The following is a 16673-nucleotide window of genomic DNA, read 5'->3' as shown; positions in this document are numbered from 1 at the left end:
TCCATGCGGATCATCGTGATAACCGGCATGTCCGGGTCGGGAAAGTCCACGGCCGTCAGGGCTCTGGAGGATGAGGGCTTCTATTGCATCGACAACCTGCCGGTACGCCTCTTCAAACCTTTTGTCGAGCTGATCGAGAAGTCGGGCGAGACCTCCAAGGGCATCGTCCTGGTTGCCGATATCCGCGGGCGGGAATTCCTCAAAGGTTACGAAAGCGCTTTTCAGAAGATCCGCAATGCCGGTCACAAGGTGGAGATCTTTTTCTTCGACGCCCTTGACGAGACCCTGATCAGGCGTTTCTCCGAAACCCGCAGGCGCCACCCGGCCGCCGAGCACTGTTCGGTCAGCGAAGGGATCCGCATCGAGCGCGAACGGCTTTCCGGCCTGCGGCAAATGGCGTCCAGGATCATCGACACCTCCGAGTTCAACGTCCATCAACTCAAGGATTTCGTCCTGAGGATCGTCAGGGGCGAGGAGGGAAGCAGCCCGTTTGTGGTGGAGGTCCAGTCCTTCGGTTTCCGCTACGGCATCCCCATGGAGTCGAGCATTGTCATGGACGTGCGTTTTCTGCCCAACCCGTTCTTTGTCCCGGAGATGAAAAACCTGTCGGGGCTTGACCCGGAGGTGCGGAACTATGTCCTGGGCCTGCCGGAAACGAAGACCTTCATCGATGCATTTTTTCCGCTGGTAACTATGTTGATACCGGCGTATCAACGGGAGGGGAAGGCCTACCTGACCATCTCCATCGGATGTACGGGAGGGCGGCACCGTTCGGTCGCCGTCGCCGAAGCGACCGTGGAATACCTGCGGCGCAGTTATCCCGGCGTGCGCATTACTCACAGAGACATTGAAAAGGGACAACCATGACAGGATTGGTTCTTGTAACACATGCGGGGTTGGCAGGGGCGCTGCTGCGTTCGGCAGAGATGATCTCCGGCCCGATCGACGCCTGCGAAACAGTGGAGGTCGCGGCTGAAGAGCGTTCCGAGCAGATCATGGCCAAGGTGGTCGCCGCCGTGGAAAAGGTAAGCGCCGAAGGCGCTCTCATCATGACCGATCTGTTTGGCGGGACGCCCTCCAACATGGCCATGCCGTTTTTGAAAGACGGCGCCGTGGAGGTGCTGACCGGCGTCAACCTGCCCATGATCATCGAATTCTGTTCGAAACGCGACAGGATGGGCGTTCCCGAGCTGGCCGCCGAACTTCAGCAGTGCGGTCGCGAAGGGATCATTATCGCCGGAGAGTTTCTGAAAAGGTAACAGGACGGAGATTAAACAAAAAACGGCACGTAGGCCGCAGAGACGCTGAGACACGGAGAAAACCGGGAGTAAGGCGGGAAAAAACGAAATTCCTGACAATGGTTTTATCGAAAAAGTTTTTTGCCGTTCTCCGTGGACCTCTGTGGCTCCGTGGCGAATGCTTTTTCCGAAATACTTCATACCAAGGAGCAGCGCGCTCCCACGAGGTCATACCACGCCATGCTCCACCAGGAATTCACCATAATCAACAAGCTCGGCCTGCATGCCCGCGCTTCGGCGCTGTTCGTCAAGACGGCCAGCCAGTTTTCCTCCGAGATCCGCTTGGAAAAGGAAGGGATCGAGGTTAACGGCAAAAGCATCATGGGTATCATGATGCTGGCCGCCTCGAAGGGCGCAACGGTTCGCCTGAGCGTGGACGGCGCCGACGAGGCCCTGGCCCTGCAAACCATGGGAGAACTGATCGCCAATGGTTTCGGCGAAGAGTGACATGCGCCTGTTTTCAGGCATTGCAGCCTCACCGGGCATTGCGGTCGGCAGGTTGCGGGTCGTTGACCGCCGGAACCTGACCATAGACGCCTATCCCATCGAGCACGACTACATAGAACCCGAGATCGGGCGGTTACGGACCGCCATCGACCAGACCCGCGCCGAGCTTGAAGCCATCAGGGCGCGGCTTGCGGAAGACACCGGCTCGGATCACCTCTTTTTCATCGAAACCCACCTGCTGATCATGTCCGACGACCGCCTGTTCACCGAATCGGCGGCAATCATCGAAGGCTCGCGTATCAACGCCGAAGGCGCCCTGCACCGGACCCTCCACAAATACCGGGAATTATTCGCCGGCATCGAGGATGCCTACCTGAGAGAGCGTATCAACGACGTCGAGGCGGTCGTCGAGCGGATCCTGCGCACCATGACCGGACAGGTTCACACGCCGATCTCGGCCGAGCAGGGGCACACCATCGTCGTTGCCCGCGACCTCACCCCCGCCGATATTCTGCAGATGGACAAGACGCGTATCATCGGCATGGTGACGGAGGGGGGCGGCCGGACCGCCCATGCGGCAATTCTCGCCCGTTCCTTCCGGATGCCTGCCGTGGCGGGCATCGACGGCATTGCCGATCCGGCCTATGACAATGCCCCGGCCATTGTCGACGGCACGAGCGGGAATCTGATCGTGCACCCCGACCAGGACACCTTTCAGCGTTACCTCAAGCTGAAGCAGCGTTACGAGTACGACGAGCAGGCGCTGCTCAGGAGCGCCGCGTTGCCCTCCCTGACGCTCGACGGCCATCGTCTCGAACTCAGGGGGAACGTGGAGGTGCCGGAAGAGGGGCAATTCGTGCTCAGTCATGGAGGGGAGGGGGCCGGGCTGTACCGCACCGAAATGCTCTTCATGAACCGGCGCGAGATGCCTGAAGAGGACGAGCAGTACCGGGTCTACAGCGCCATGCAGCAGGCTGTTGTCCCCCATCCGCTCACCATCAGGACCCTGGATGCCGGCAGCGACAAACTGCTGGCCGATATTCCGTTCAGCGTGGGGCAGAACCCCGCCATGGGGATGCGCGCCATCAGGCTGACGCTGGCCATGCCCGACGAGTTCAAAAAACAGTTGCGCGCCATCCTGCGGGTAAGCGCCAACGGTCCCACCCGCATCATGTTCCCCATGATATCGGGGCTGGAGGAATTACGCCGCGCCCGGGCTTTGCTGGACGAGGCCAAAAAAGAACTCTCGGAAGCCGGGATCGCCTTCGACAAGGCAATCCGGGTCGGTATCATGGTCGAGTTGCCCTCGGCCGTGACCATAGCCGACCTCCTGGCAAAGGAAGCTGATTTCTTCAGTGTCGGCACCAATGACCTGATCCAGTATTCGCTCGGCATCGACCGCTCCAACGAACATCTGGCGCCCCTGTACCAGCCGCTGCACCCGGCCGTGCTCCGTTCGCTGCGGCAGGTGGTCGAGGCGGCCCACCAGGCGGGCATACCGGCCTGCATGTGCGGGGAGATGGCGGGGGACCCGTTCTTCCTGCCGATCCTTCTCGGGCTCGGTTTCGACGAGCTTTCCATGAACGCCTCTTCAATCCCGCGGGTCAAACGGATGGTGCGCAGTTGCAGCAGGGAGCGCGCCGCCGGGATTGCGGAGGCCTGTTTTGCCTTTGCCACCGCCGGCGAGGTCGAAGCGTTCCTGAAAAAACAGATAGACATCCACTTTTCGACAGGTCGCAGCTGATGCCCAACCTTCTCGTCCTTGACCTATTTGCCCTTGCGTTCGGCCTGGTTACCGGCTCGTTCCTGAACGTCTGCATCAGCCGCATGCCCAGGAACGAATCGGTGGTTTTTCCGCCGTCCCACTGCCCGCTCTGCAATTACCGCATCCGCTGGTACGACAATATCCCGCTTCTGAGCTATCTGTTCCTTCGGGGCAGATGCCGCGGCTGCGGGGGGCATATCTCGCTCCTCTATCCGTTGGTGGAGTTGTTGAACGGGCTTTTGACCCTGGCCCTGTTCTGGCGTTTCGGGCTTTCCCTGAGCTTCCTGGCGCTCTTCCTCTTCTGTTCCGCCCTGGTGGTGATCACCTTCATCGATATGGAACACCAGATCATTCCGGACCAGATCTCCCTGCCCGGTATCGTGATCGGCTTTCTGTTCTCCTTCTTTCTGCCGTGGCAGAGCTGGCTCAACTCCCTGGTGGGGATTCTCCTGGGAGGGGGCAGCCTGCTGCTGGTCGCCTCCTGTTACCAGTGGCTGACCGGCAAGGAGGGCATGGGCGGGGGCGATATCAAGCTCCTGGCCATGATGGGGGCCTTTCTGGGCTGGAAAGCCATCCCCTTCATCATCTTCGCCAGTTCCCTGGTCGGGTCGGTGATCGGCGTGTCCATGATGCTGATCCAGAAGAAGGATTCCAAGCTGGCCATTCCTTTCGGCCCCTATCTGGCCTTTGGCGCGGTACTGTATATCTTCTACGGCAGGCAGCTCATCCAGTGGTATCTCCACATGGGCAGCTTCGCCAGGGGATAGCGGTGGCTACGGTCCGGCTCAGCCTGACGGCATCCATCCTGGCCTTTCTGACCTGCATGTTGCTCCTGGCGTGGCTGCTTTTCAGCACGCTTGCCTTCAAAACCTCCGCCAACGATCTCTATTCCCAGAAGGGCGAGTACGGCCGGACGCTCCTGAGCGTCTTTACCGCCCAATTGCCCGATGTGGTGCCGACCTTTCCCGAGGGAATGATCCAACCCATGTCCTCTCCGGCCGTATTCGCCCAAAAACTGGCCGATGAGGGCGCATTCGCGCGCTTGAGCCTCCTCGATGCCAACGGGAAGATCATCTTTACCGTCGGCAACGAGTCGGCGGATGTGTACCTGCCCTTCAGCGGTTCCCCCCAATCCCAGGAGCGCGGCGTGGTCCTGCAGGGCGGGGCGGCTATCGCCCGCGTCATTCCCGTGATACGCAACGGCGTCGCCGTGGGCAGGGCGGGGATCGTGCTGACGCTCGCCGCGGAGAATGAGCGCCTGCATCGTTCGCAAAAGCTCTTCATGGCCTATTTCGTCATCGACTTCATTCTCCTTCTCGGATTCGGCTCCTATATCCTGTCGCAGATCGTGGTAAAGCCCATCAACCGCCTCCTGACCGCCACCGGAAAGATCACCGGCGGCCAGTACGGCCAGCAGGTGCATGTCTCCGGCAGCGCGGAACTTGTCCGCCTGGCCGAATCCTTCAACGAGATGTCCCGTTCCCTGCTCGGCAAGGAACAGCAGGTCACCGAACATGTGGCGGCCCTGGAAAGGGCCAACGCCGAGTTGCATCAGGCGCGGGAAGAGGCGGTTCACACCGAGAAGATGGCCTCCATCGGGCTTCTGGCGGCCGGCATGGCCCACGAGGTCGGTACGCCTTTGGCATCCATCATGGGCTACGCCGAACTGCTTTCCGGCGAACAGCCGGACAATCCCGTCATTCAGGATTACGCGCGGCGCATCTCGGGCGATTGCAGCCGTATCGACCGTATCGTGCGGGGGCTTCTGGATTTCGCCCGGCCCAGGGGCAGCGCCGTGGAGGCGTGCGACCTGGACCGCCTCATTGCCGAGACGCTCGAACTGCTTGCGCAGCAGGGGGTGTTCAAGCATATCAAGGTCACCACCCAGAAGGACGATCATCTTCCGCCGGCGCTGGTCGATCCCCACCAACTGCAACAGGTGCTGATCAATCTGATTCTCAACAGCCGCGACGCCATGCAGGGTGGCGGCAAGCTGGCCCTGCGGGTCAGGCAGGAGGCCTGCCCGGTCTTCCTTCGCCAGCCGGCCGACTGCCTGCGCCTCGATGTGATGGACAGCGGCGGGGGGATACCCGAAGAGGACCTTTCGCGCATCTTCGATCCTTTTTTCACCACCAAGCCGCCCGGAAAGGGAACCGGCCTGGGGCTCGCCATATCGGCGCGCATCATCGAGGCCTTCGGGGGCAGGATTACCGTCAAGAGCGTGCCGGGTACGGGAAGTTGCTTCACTTTATGGCTACCCGCCCAAGCAGGTTGTTGAAAAACCCAGGTTGTTCAAAAATAGTCGAATCTTCGCACCCGGAGAAGGCCCTGAGGAGGCGTAGCAGCGCTACGCCGCACGAAAGGGCTTTCGAGGACGGCGGAGAGACGGCTGTTTTTCAACAACCTCCTCGTGGAGAGGTCCCATGACAGATTCCCCCAAACATATCCTGATCATCGACGACGAGGAAAACCTCCGCCACATGCTCTCGGTCATGCTGACGCGCCAGGGATACCGGGCCGATACGGCCGCCGACGGCGTCCTGGGGCTGGAACTCCTCAATGCGGCGACATATGATTTCGTCCTCTGCGATATCCGCATGCCGGAGATGGACGGCAAGACCCTTCTGGCGCGGGCGCTGGAAGCGGGCATCGCTGCGCCGTTCATCATGATGTCCGCCTACGGGACGGTGGACACGGCGGTGGAGTGCATGAAGATGGGGGCCTACGACTTCATCTCCAAACCGTTTAAAAAAGACGAGATCGTGATGGTGTTGAGGAAGGCCGAGGAACGGGAGCGCCTCAAGTCGGAAAACCGGCGGCTGCGGGAGGTCGTGGCCGGCAAGGACGGCTTCTGCGGCATCATCAGCCGCAATCCGGCCATGCGGGAGATCTTCTCCCAGGTCGGCAGGATCGCCGGCCTCAAGACCACCGCGCTGATCCTGGGGGAATCGGGCACCGGCAAGGAACTGGTGGCAAGCGCCATCCACAACTGCGGCGCCAGGGCAAAGAAACCCTTCGTGGCGGTCAATTGCGGTGCCATCCCCGAGACCCTTTTGGAAAGCGAGTTGTTCGGCCATGTGCGCGGCGCGTTCACCGACGCCTCTGGCGACAAGGCCGGCCTGTTCGAGCAGGCCGACAACGGGACCCTTTTTCTCGACGAGATCGGCGAGATGCCGCTTTCCCTGCAGGTCAAGCTGTTGCGCGTGCTCCAGGAGGAGGAGATCCGCCGGGTGGGGGCCGACGCATCCCGCAAGGTCAATGTGCGGGTCGTCTCGGCCACATCGCGGGACCTGGAAGCGGATGTGCGCTCGGGCCGTTTCCGCGAGGATCTCTACTTCCGGCTCAATGTCTTCAGCATCACCTTGCCGCCCTTGCGGGAGCGTATCGAGGATATCCCCCTCCTGGCGGACTATTTCATGGCCAAATATGCGGCCGACGGCGGCGCCGTGCCGGTCAGGATCGCCCCGGACGCCATGCGCCTCTTGTCGGCATACGATTGGCCCGGCAATATCCGCGAACTGGAAAACGTCATCGAGCGCGCCACGATCCTCTGCGCCGGCGGCGCCGTTACCGCCGAATGCCTGCCGCCCAGGGTCAGGAGCGGAATGGGGGCAGGCCCGGCGCACCTGCCGGACGAAAACCTTTCCATCAAAAAGGCCGAAGACGCCCTGGAGCGGGACCTTATCCGCAAGGCGCTGCTCAAGACCGGCGGCAACCGCACCAAGGCGGCCATAATCCTGGAGATCAGTCACCGTTCCCTGCTCTATAAGCTCAAGGAATTCGGTATCGAGTAGGCAAAAATTGCGTGGTTGTCGAACATGTGGTACACCAGGTATGAAAAAATTGCGGAGCAATCGGCACCCGCTTTAAAAAACTCATTGGAATCAACGTGTTGTGCCTTTACTGCGTAAAGGCATCCATTTTGCTTGATATTCATCCATATTCTCGAAAGGAATCCATCCATGCTCAAGGTACTTTTCTTCGCAGCCGCTGTTATCACGCTTTTCGGTTCCCCGTCATTCGCCATGGACAAAGCGGGGCACGGCACCGACTGCACGTCATGCCACACCCTCTCCGTCAAAGAGGCCTCGGAACTCCTCAAGGTCACCGGCGGGACGGTGAAATCCATCAAGCCGGCTCCCATACAGGGGATGTTCGAGCTTTTGGTGGAAAAGGACGGCAGGCAGGGCCTCGTCTATATCGACTACGCCAAGAAACGGCTCATGCAGGGGTTCGTTATCGATCTGACGACGCTGCAGCCGGTTTCGGCCCACACGCAAGAGGAGTTGCCCCAGAAAAAGCAGGCGACCTCCCTGGACACCAAGACCATTCCCTTGGAAAACGCCATTGTCATGGGCAACCCGAAGGGCGACAGGAAGCTGTACGTGTTCACCGACCCGGACTGCCCCTACTGCCGCAAATTCCATGAAGAACTGAAGACCCTGGCCAAAACCGCGCCTGATGTGGCGATCTACATCATACCGTTCCCGCTGGCCATGCATCCCGGCGCCTACGACAAGGCGCGGGCGATCCTGGAAACCCAGAGTCAGGACGTGCTGGACAAGGCCTTTGCAGGCAAGGAAGTGCCCAAACCGACGCAGGACGCCAGCAAGGCCCGGATCGACGCCAACATCAAGTTCGGCAATGCCAACGGCATTTCGGGCACCCCCACGATGGTCATGCCGGACGGCAAGATCGTGGTCGGGGGCAGGGATGCGGAGACGCTGAAGAAGATGCTGGAAGAGAAATAGGTTTGCTGCCAAAGCGTTATCTTGGGCCGGAAGGCCGTTGACAGATGTTTGGCGTGCGGTTGGGCGGACTTGTCTGCTTGGGTCCCAATACAACATTGGCTGTGGGCATTGTGGAGTTCGGAGGTCGAATAATGAAAAACACGCGAAACTGGTTGCTTCTCACGAGTCTCGGCATCGTTCTCACGGCTGGTTCCGCCCTTGGCGCCGATGAGATGTTCCGTGCCAAATTGCTGAAGAATAAAGGCGATTATCTGGTGGTGAGGACCACCAGCGGGACTCAGCGGGAGGTCAGGCTGAGCCGGAAGGTCGTGGTCGTTTCCCGGGAGAAGGCGACCACGGAGGCCGGGAAGATCGTCAGGAATTCCACCCTGCTCCTGTCGCTCAACGGCGGCGAGGTTACCACGATCGTCGTGGAGGAGGTGCCGAAATGAACATCTTCAGACACCTGCTGGTAGCCATGTTCTTGGTCTCCATCCTGGCAAGCGGCGCCAGCGCCGGGGTGCCGTACGTCAGTTCGACGACCCCCGCGAACAATGCGACCGGCGTCAGCGTCAGCGATCCCATTGTCATCAACTTCAGCGAAGCGGTCAAGTGGACCACGGTCTACAATAACGGTTCGTACCGTATTACCGTATTCGAGGATGCCCCCAACACGCCGTTCACCGCACTTACCTATTCGCCGACCTCGGACAGCACCAGGTATACCCTGACGCCGACAACGGCGCTCAAGTTTTCGACAAAATACCGGGTGGTCGTCAATTATCGCATAAAGAGCGTCTACACCAACGAGAGTATGGGTAACAACAGCAATACCTATACCTTTTATTTCACCACGGAATCCGCCCCCGATACGGTGCCCCCCACCGTGACGCCGAGTTCCCCCGCCGACGGAGCGACCAATGTCCCGCTGAATTCCACGATCGTTGCCCAGTTCAGCGAACCCATGACTTCCACGAGCGTCACGACCAGCTCCTTTACCTTGAATAACGGCGTAAGCGGGACGGTCGTCTACGATTCCACCAACAATACGGCGACGTTTACCCCGAGTTCAGCCCTTGCCGGCGGCACGACCTACACCGCAACCGTTACGACCGCGGTAACCGACCTGGCCGGCAACCACATGGCTGCGAACAAGACCTGGCAGTTTACCACCCTGATTCCGGATACGACGCCCCCCACCGTTCTTTCCACGTCGCCGGTCAGCGGCGCCACCTCCGTCGCGGTCACCTCGGCCATAACCATTGTCTTTTCCGAGTCCATGGATCCCAGCACCATCACCACAGGCACCATTACCGTGGCCGGTGTGAGCGGGACGGTGAGCTACGACAGCGGCACCAACACGGCAACCTTTACGCCGTCGTCCAGCCTGAATTACGGCACCGATTACACCGCTACGGTGTCGACCGGGGTCAAGGACCTGGCGGGGAACGCCCTGCAGGCCTCGCGGGTCTGGACCTTCACCACCGGGCAGAATGTCACGCCCCCGGACGTGAACGAATACTGCCAGGTGCCGCCTTTCATCGCCGGCACCGGCGTGCAGCCGAACGTGCTGCTTACGATCGACAACTCCGGCAGCATGATGGAGTTTGCCTACAAAACCAAGGGCAAGGGCGGTGGGTCGGGCACCAGCGCCGATAGCAGCTATGATCCGACTACTACCTATTACGGCTACTTCGATTCCACGCAGATGTATAAATACACCTCCACGTCGGGCGGCTTTTTCGAGGTGGACAGTACGAAAACCCTGTCCCTTACGAGTTTCTGGTCCGGCAACATGCTCAACTGGCTGACCATGCGGCGAACCGACGTCGTGCGCAAGGTCCTGGTGGGGGGCAAGACCACCCCGCGTTCCGCCAATACCGCCAACTATCTGATCCCTCTCGAGAACACCGACAGGGACTACTATAAGGCCTATGGCGGCGTTTATTACAAGATTGACGACGGCCCCACCGTCAAGGTGTGTTCGTCTTCCTCATGTTCCAGTTTTTCAACGACATACAATACAAAAGTGTATGTGGGGGATCAACCTCCCCAGGATGGTCTGGTGTTGCGTTATTCGGACCGCATCCGTTTCGGCATCATGTTCTTCAATGACGACGGCTCGCGTTACGAGGACGGCAGCAACTCGGACCGCGACGGCGGCAATGTGGCCGTGGACATCGGCTCCACCGGAACCAATCTCATCACCCAGATCGAGAATACCGATCCGTCCACCTGGACGCCGCTGGCCGAATCGTTCTACGAGGGGGTTCGGTACTTCGAGGCCACGACCAGCGCCTATAACGGCGGCACCTATTCGGGCAAGGACCCCATCACCAGTTCCTGCCAGCGGAACTTCATGCTGATCCTGACGGACGGGGAAGCGACGAAGGACCAGAACCTGCCGGGTGGCTCGTTTAACAATAAGGCCGGCACCAAGAGCAATCAGGTGACCGACAGCTATGGGTTCAACATCAAGACCTGGATGGACGCCATCGGCACCAACGAGGGCACGACCAGTCTCTACAGCACGGACCCCGGCTCCAATGGGTCGTATTATCTGGCCGGCGTTGCCTATTATGCGCACAATACCGATCTGCGCAGCTCAACGGTCGGAAACGGGGCGATTAGCGGCACGCAGAACCTGATAACGTACACGGTCTTTGCCTTTGACGATTCCGCCGTAGGAAGAAAGCTGCTCCAGCTTGCTTCAAAATATGGCGGGTATGATGACCGCGACGGGAACGGCAAGCCATATACCGATAGTACCTGCGGCACGGCGTCGCCGAATGCAAAATGCACCGAGTGGGATAAAAACGGCGACGGCGTTCCCGACACCTATTATGAAGCCAACCAGGGAAGCCAGCTTCAGGATGCCCTGACGTCGGCCTTTAACGACATCCTGACCCGCGTTTCCTCCGGGACGGCCGCCTCGATCCTGAACAACAGCGAGGGGAGCGGCGCCAGCCTGCTGCAGGCGGTGTTCTATCCCAAGAAGGCCTTCGACAGCGGCACGGAGGTCACCTGGGTCGGGGAGCTGCAGAACCTCTGGTACTACCTCGATCCTTATCTGCAACTGAGTTCGATCAGGGTCGATACGGTCTCCGACTATAAACTGAGCCTTCTGGACGATAACATTGCCCAGTTTTATTTCGATTCCTCCACAAACCAGACCCTGGTGCGCCTGTCGAAAGATGTGAACGGCACGGGAACCACGACCGTTGACCTGGGGACGTACAGCCCCGACGACGCCACCAACGTCAAGAGCCTGTGGCGGGCGGGAAAGCTGCTCTGGTCCCGTGATCTTACAAGCGATAATCGCACCATCTACACCCACACGGGGTTGGCCGCCTACGACACGGTCGTCAACTCGGGGGGGGATGCCACGGGTTTGGCGAGCTTCAGCTCCGCACTGAAGAACGACCTCTCCGTCCAGAGTTATCTGCGCGCCGCCAACGCGACGGAGGCCAATAAGCTTATTTCCTACATACGGGGAAGCGACCAGTCGGGCTATCGCACGCGCGCGGCCACCATAGCGGGTGCCGCGGGAACATGGCGCCTGGGGGACATCATAAGTTCGACCCCCAAGATAGAGGGCAACGTGGGGCTCAACTCCTACCACCAGGACATACCGACCGGCTATACCGACAGTTCCTACAGCCAGTTCATCAAGTCCAACGACTACACCAATCGCGGCATGGCCTATGTGGGGGCCAACGACGGCATGTTGCACGCATTCAGGATGGGGGTTCTGCAGGAGCTGACCGATCCGTGCCGCCAGAGTGGGGCAAACCAGGCTACCTGTGCCGCCGATAAGTCTCAAATCAACGATTATACGGTTGTTACCTCCGGAGCGAACCAGGGGGCCAATGCCAATATCAGGGCGGATGCAGCGGATAACATCGGCCGCGAGGAATGGGCCTACGTCCCGAGGCAGGCATTGCCGTACCTGAAATTCCTGAGCGATGCCGATTACCCGCACCTGTTTTATGTGGACGGCACCCCCCTGATCGTGGATGTGGCCGTCAATAAACACACGGAGTGCGCCAGTGCCGGTACGGCCAATTACTGGGACTGCGCCAAACAGACCAGGTACACCACGGTTTCCGGCGTCCAGACCAAAAACCTCGATGTCGCCAACACCAGTTGGAAGACTGTTTTGATCGGCAGCACCGGGCTGGGAGGCGCGAGCCGGAACAGGGGGGGCGCCGGGGCCTGCTACGGCGCCGGCTCGGATTGCGTCAAGACGCCCATGGCCGATCTGGGGTACTCGAGTTACTTCGCCCTGGATGTCACAAACCCCAAAGAGCCGAAGTATATGTGGGAGTTTCACGGCGACCCGACGGCTGGCGCCACCGCCGCCCTGAAGGGCGGCAACCTCGGCTTCGCCACGACCGGCCCGGTGATTGTCCGTGTCGGGGGAGCAACCAAGAACGGTCGCTGGTTCGCGGTCTTTGCGTCCGGGCCTACCGGAACGATCGATGCGACCAATCACCAGTTTCTGGGGCGTTCCGATCAACCTCTCCGCCTGTTCATCGTCGATGTGGCCACGGGGGCTCTCGTGAAGACCATCGACACGGGCATAGCCAATGCCTTTGCCGGATCCGTGTCCAACGGGGCGATCGACAACGACCGTTCATTTCCGAACAAGAGCGGCTTTTATCAGGACGACGCCGCGTATATCGGTTATGTGCAGAAGACCGATTCGACCCATTGGACAAGCGGCGGGGTTATCCGCCTGGTGACCAACGAGAGCATTGACCCTAACGACGCCAGCAAACCATGGACGTGGAGCTCCGTGATCAGTGGCGTCGGCCCCGTCACCACGGCCGTCACCAAGTTGCAGGACAGGGGCAACGGCAAATTATGGCTCTATTTCGGCACCGGCCGGTATTTTTACAAAAACGCCACGGAAATCGACGATGAGGACAATGGCCGCCGTATTTACGGAATCCAGGAACCATGTTACGACGCCGCCGCAGTGAAGATTTCCCCAACCTGCACAACATCCCTGTCTACCGCCCAGTTGCTGGATCAGACGACCACGCCGACGTCGACCCTGGCGTCGACCTATAAGGGATGGTACATTAACCTGGATACCTCGGCCCTGAACGACGGCTATGCATCGGAACGGGTGATAACGGACCCGGTGGCGTCGACGAACGGGGTCGTCTTTTTCACCACCTTCCGGCCCACGGGGGATGTGTGCGGTTACGGGGGCAACTCCTACATCTGGGCGGTCAATTACGCCACCGGCTCGACGCCGGCAACCAATGCCATGAAAGGCAAGCTGATGGTTCAGGTCTCGACCGGGGCCTTCGCAGAGGTTTCCATGTCTTCCGGCTTCACGGCCAAGGACAACCGGCGCTCCACCAGCGCGATCCAGGGGGTGCCGCCGAAAGCCCAGGGCCTTTCGCTTCTGACGAACCCGAAGCCGGTCAAGAAGATTATCCATATCCAGGAAAAGTAAACCTCCGGGAGCATGCGTTTGACGAGGAACAGCTTATGAACCGTCGTGGTTTTTCATTGATAGAGTTGATAGTCGTGATGTCCCTGATAGGGATACTCGTCGCGATCGCCGCCCTGAACTTCAATTCCTGGCAGACCAAGTACAACATCGAAGCCCAGGTGAAGGAGATGCTGGCGGATTTGACCGGGGCGCGGTTAATGGCCATCCAGACCAAAAGGGAACACAGGATAATTCTGAACCCCACGTCATATGCGTTCTGGCGTTACACCGGTGAATCTGTCGCAAGCGACACCCGGGTTTTCAATAAGCAAACGAAGTACCCAATTCAACAGTTTTCCGACTCCGGCACGCTGTCTAATTTCAGCAACACAACCATTACGGTCGATGAACGGGGTTACACCTCGGACCTGCTTACCATTGCGGTGGGGATCGGTTTGGGGAACCCCGCGTACGACTGTCTGGTTGTCCAGCGCGCCCGGGTCAACATGGGGAAGATCAATGGCAATAAGTGTGTCTACTGATACGAAGGGTTTCACCCTGATCGAGTTCCTGGTGGCCATTGTGATTCTGATGGTGGGGCTTTTGGGCCTGCTCCAGACGGTGAATTACGCCATCCACTACAACATGGGCAACCAACTGAGGCAGGGGGCGCTGTTGGTGGCCGACGAAAGCATGAACCTGGAGAAGGCGAAACCGTTCGATTTGATCTCCAGTTCCCCGTCTCCCCATGTCCAGTCGACGGTGGTTTCACGCGTGGTTAATGGCGCATTTCGCAGCTATTCGGTCGTCAAGACCAACGCGGATGTAACCTCGAAGACAAAAAGCATAGATCTTCAGGTGAGCTGGCGTTACCAGCGTACGCGGTTTGTACACTCGATCATGTCGCTCGTGTCCAACTACTAGCAGGAATTTACCGGAGGCGTGTTCATGCTGAATTCCCGCAAGGGTTTTACCTTGGTAGAGCTGATAGTCGTCATGGCGGTATTCACCGTGGTCATCATGATCGCGGGGGATTCCTTCAAGACGATTCTCAACCAGATGGGTAAAATCACCAAATCCGAGGAGAGCAACATCGAAGGCGTCCTGGGGCTGGAGATGTTTCGTCACGACCTGCAGCAAGCCGGTTACGGACTCCCCTTTTCCTATCTCGCCCCGATAACCTACTATGAAGCGGGCTATGCCCCCGCCAGCGCTTATAACGACGGCACCGGCACCACCGCCAGCGGCGTTCCCCGCGCCATCGTTGCCGGCGACACCCTTGCCGCAACCACGGCCTCGGACGGCACGGACAGCTATAATATCCTTGCCGGAACCGACTATCTGGCGCTGAAGGGTGCGACGCTCGGTCTGACCAAGGCCGCCCAGAACTGGACCTATATGCCCTACAGCAGCGGTATTACCGGCAAAAAGAAACCGCGAATCTGGCAGAAGGACAACCTGGCCAATACGGACCGGGTGATCGTGTTGAAGAAAACGTTTTCCGGAAGTACGTACACGAACCAACTCATCTTCAATACCGCCCATCCCGAGACATACTGGGCAAACTACAACAGTGGCGGCTTTGCCGATACATCCTTCAATCCGACGCTTCCGGAGGAAATGTACTATATCTATGGCATCTCGGCAGACGACAATGTCGGCATGCCGTTCAATCGCGCGGATTATTTCGTCGCCTCGCCGGCAGATTCCACGAAGAAACCTTCGTACTGCTCGCCCGACAGCGGGGGCGTTCCGACCACCGGCATCCTGTACAAAGGTTCGCTGAATCATTCGTCAAGCGCTCCGGGCGGTCATCTGACGTACATTCCCCTGTTGGATTGCGTCGCGGACATGCAGGTCGTCTTCGGTTGGGACGTGGACGACGGCCAGGGCAGCGAAGGGCAGGACGGCGTTGTCGAGACCTTTTCGACACCGCTGGCCAGCGGCGGGGCGATCACCGTCTCGCCTGCCGGCAATATGGGCCGCGTCACGAGCGCGCTGGCGGACCCCGAAAAGCTGCGCAACAGCCTGAAGGTCGTCAAGGTCTACGTGCTGGCCCAGGTGGGGCGCCGTGACGCCAACTACCAAAGCCCCGCCACCTTTGAAATCGGCGACCCCACGTTGGACAATTCCATTTCCAAAACGTTCACCCTCAGCGCCGCGATGCGCAACTACCACTGGAAGGTTTACCGGCTGATCGTGCGCCCGAAAAACCTTTTGACGAATCAGTAGCATTCACGGGGAAATTTCATGAATCGCTTGCTCGCAAAACAAGACGGGATCGCTTTGGTCACAGCCCTTTTCATGACCTTGATTTCACTGACCATCGTCATGGCGGTCATGTACATGATTAGCCAGAACATCCAGCAAACCGGGTCGTCGAAGCGCTATAAAACGGCGTTGGAGGCGTCGTACGGCGGCACGGACATCGTCATGAAGGAGATTTTGCCCACGGTCCTCAAAAACTATGCATCCGCCACTCTTGTCACTGACCTCCAATCCAGTTTTGCCGGAGTCAACCTCGAGGTCAGGGCGACACAGACATGTCTGCAAGACAAACTGAGCAAGGGCACCTCGGACTGGGATCCCGCCTGTAGCCGGTACCCGGACCCCAAGTCGACGCCGGACATGACCATGCAGCTTCAGGCGACGGGGGGGCAAAGATATACGGTGTACTCGCAAATCGTGGATACCGTCTTCGGCAATACGGACACCAGCGGACTTCAGCTGGAAGGCGCCGGCGTTGCCGAATCCCTGTCCGTCATCACCCCGCAGCACATTCCCTATGTGTACCGCATGGAGGTGCAGGCGCAAAAAGAGACGAATGCCGTAGAACGTGCAAACATGTCGGTCCTTTATGCCTATTGATCGACAGGGCCGGGAACCGGTTCGCTCGGAAATTTGTTCTATATTATAATGGTTTAAAAAACCGGATTGTACGAAAACGCTTGACAAATCGCCGTATACATGGTTTGAAAACCGTG

Annotated in this window: 14 protein-coding genes; all 14 read left to right on the top strand. The window is 59.2% G+C overall.

From position 1 onward, the window contains the following. Positions 1 to 3: 3 nt before the first annotated feature. The 14 genes from rapZ to LDN12_RS09890 all read left to right on the top strand — a co-directional run bounded on the left by rapZ (position 4) and on the right by LDN12_RS09890 (position 16557). Positions 4 to 867 (top strand): RNase adapter RapZ, encoded by an 864-nt coding sequence (gene rapZ, locus LDN12_RS09955; protein ID WP_223922525.1) that lies wholly within the window; start codon positions 4 to 6, stop codon positions 865 to 867. Continuing rightward, positions 864 to 1259, top strand: coding sequence for a PTS sugar transporter subunit IIA (locus LDN12_RS09950; protein WP_223922524.1), 396 nt, complete (start codon positions 864 to 866; stop codon positions 1257 to 1259). Before rapZ ends, LDN12_RS09950 begins: the two co-directional genes overlap by 4 nt. Positions 1260 to 1478: 219 nt before the next feature. Then, positions 1479 to 1745, top strand: coding sequence for an HPr family phosphocarrier protein (locus LDN12_RS09945; protein ID WP_223922523.1), 267 nt, complete (start codon positions 1479 to 1481; stop codon positions 1743 to 1745). Between the two features lies 1 nt (position 1746). Continuing rightward, positions 1747 to 3489 (top strand): phosphoenolpyruvate--protein phosphotransferase, encoded by a 1743-nt coding sequence (gene ptsP / locus LDN12_RS09940; RefSeq protein WP_308464313.1) that lies wholly within the window; start codon positions 1747 to 1749, stop codon positions 3487 to 3489. Beyond that, positions 3489 to 4277: an A24 family peptidase gene (locus LDN12_RS09935; RefSeq protein ID WP_223922521.1), complete on the top strand. Its 789-nt coding sequence runs from the start codon at positions 3489 to 3491 to the stop codon at positions 4275 to 4277. The genes ptsP and LDN12_RS09935 overlap by 1 nt, the downstream gene beginning before the upstream one ends. Continuing rightward, positions 4241 to 5788, top strand: a complete 1548-nt coding sequence (locus LDN12_RS09930) for a sensor histidine kinase (protein WP_223922520.1) — start codon at positions 4241 to 4243, stop codon at positions 5786 to 5788. The genes LDN12_RS09935 and LDN12_RS09930 overlap by 37 nt, the downstream gene beginning before the upstream one ends. Before the next feature lie 145 nt (positions 5789 to 5933). Next, positions 5934 to 7304 (top strand): sigma-54 dependent transcriptional regulator, encoded by a 1371-nt coding sequence (locus LDN12_RS09925; protein ID WP_223922519.1) that lies wholly within the window; start codon positions 5934 to 5936, stop codon positions 7302 to 7304. A gap of 168 nt (positions 7305 to 7472) precedes the next feature. Beyond that, a complete protein-coding gene (locus LDN12_RS09920) occupies positions 7473 to 8261 on the top strand; it encodes a DsbC family protein (protein ID WP_223922518.1) in 789 nt (262 codons plus the stop codon). 131 nt (positions 8262 to 8392) lie between these two features. After that, a complete protein-coding gene (locus LDN12_RS09915; protein ID WP_223922517.1) occupies positions 8393 to 8692 on the top strand; it encodes a hypothetical protein in 300 nt (99 codons plus the stop codon). After that, positions 8689 to 13710 carry an Ig-like domain-containing protein gene (locus tag LDN12_RS09910; RefSeq protein WP_223922516.1) on the top strand — a complete coding sequence of 1674 codons (5022 nt, stop codon included), beginning with the start codon at positions 8689 to 8691 and terminating at the stop codon, positions 13708 to 13710. Before LDN12_RS09915 ends, LDN12_RS09910 begins: the two co-directional genes overlap by 4 nt. Positions 13711 to 13745: 35 nt before the next feature. Then, positions 13746 to 14231: a Tfp pilus assembly protein FimT/FimU gene (locus LDN12_RS09905; RefSeq protein WP_223922515.1), complete on the top strand. Its 486-nt coding sequence runs from the start codon at positions 13746 to 13748 to the stop codon at positions 14229 to 14231. Then, positions 14209 to 14613, top strand: coding sequence for a prepilin-type N-terminal cleavage/methylation domain-containing protein (locus LDN12_RS09900; RefSeq protein ID WP_223922514.1), 405 nt, complete (start codon positions 14209 to 14211; stop codon positions 14611 to 14613). The genes LDN12_RS09905 and LDN12_RS09900 overlap by 23 nt, the downstream gene beginning before the upstream one ends. Positions 14614 to 14637: 24 nt before the next feature. After that, complete coding sequence (locus LDN12_RS09895) at positions 14638 to 15921, top strand: PilW family protein (protein WP_223922513.1); 1284 nt, start codon at positions 14638 to 14640, stop codon at positions 15919 to 15921. Positions 15922 to 15939: 18 nt separating this feature from the next. Continuing rightward, positions 15940 to 16557 carry a hypothetical protein gene (locus LDN12_RS09890; protein WP_223922512.1) on the top strand — a complete coding sequence of 206 codons (618 nt, stop codon included), beginning with the start codon at positions 15940 to 15942 and terminating at the stop codon, positions 16555 to 16557. The last annotated feature ends 116 nt before the right edge of the window (positions 16558 to 16673 follow it).

The sequence above is a fragment of the Geobacter sp. AOG2 genome, assembly GCF_019972295.1.
Taxonomy (GTDB): Bacteria; Desulfobacterota; Desulfuromonadia; order Geobacterales; family Pseudopelobacteraceae; genus Oryzomonas.
This window is presented reverse-complemented; position numbering and strand designations above follow the sequence as displayed.

Coding starts and splice junctions, on each gene's coding strand:
- LDN12_RS09915 (WP_223922517.1), top strand. CDS start 8,393: ATGAAAAACACGCGAAACTGGTTGCTTCTCACGAGTCTCGGCATCGTT.
- LDN12_RS09900 (WP_223922514.1), top strand. CDS start 14,209: ATGGCAATAAGTGTGTCTACTGATACGAAGGGTTTCACCCTGATCGAG.
- ptsP (WP_308464313.1), top strand. CDS start 1,747: ATGCGCCTGTTTTCAGGCATTGCAGCCTCACCGGGCATTGCGGTCGGC.
- LDN12_RS09935 (WP_223922521.1), top strand. CDS start 3,489: ATGCCCAACCTTCTCGTCCTTGACCTATTTGCCCTTGCGTTCGGCCTG.
- LDN12_RS09920 (WP_223922518.1), top strand. CDS start 7,473: ATGCTCAAGGTACTTTTCTTCGCAGCCGCTGTTATCACGCTTTTCGGT.
- LDN12_RS09910 (WP_223922516.1), top strand. CDS start 8,689: ATGAACATCTTCAGACACCTGCTGGTAGCCATGTTCTTGGTCTCCATC.
- LDN12_RS09925 (WP_223922519.1), top strand. CDS start 5,934: ATGACAGATTCCCCCAAACATATCCTGATCATCGACGACGAGGAAAAC.
- LDN12_RS09895 (WP_223922513.1), top strand. CDS start 14,638: ATGCTGAATTCCCGCAAGGGTTTTACCTTGGTAGAGCTGATAGTCGTC.
- LDN12_RS09950 (WP_223922524.1), top strand. CDS start 864: ATGACAGGATTGGTTCTTGTAACACATGCGGGGTTGGCAGGGGCGCTG.
- LDN12_RS09905 (WP_223922515.1), top strand. CDS start 13,746: ATGAACCGTCGTGGTTTTTCATTGATAGAGTTGATAGTCGTGATGTCC.
- LDN12_RS09890 (WP_223922512.1), top strand. CDS start 15,940: ATGAATCGCTTGCTCGCAAAACAAGACGGGATCGCTTTGGTCACAGCC.
- rapZ (WP_223922525.1), top strand. CDS start 4: ATGCGGATCATCGTGATAACCGGCATGTCCGGGTCGGGAAAGTCCACG.
- LDN12_RS09945 (WP_223922523.1), top strand. CDS start 1,479: ATGCTCCACCAGGAATTCACCATAATCAACAAGCTCGGCCTGCATGCC.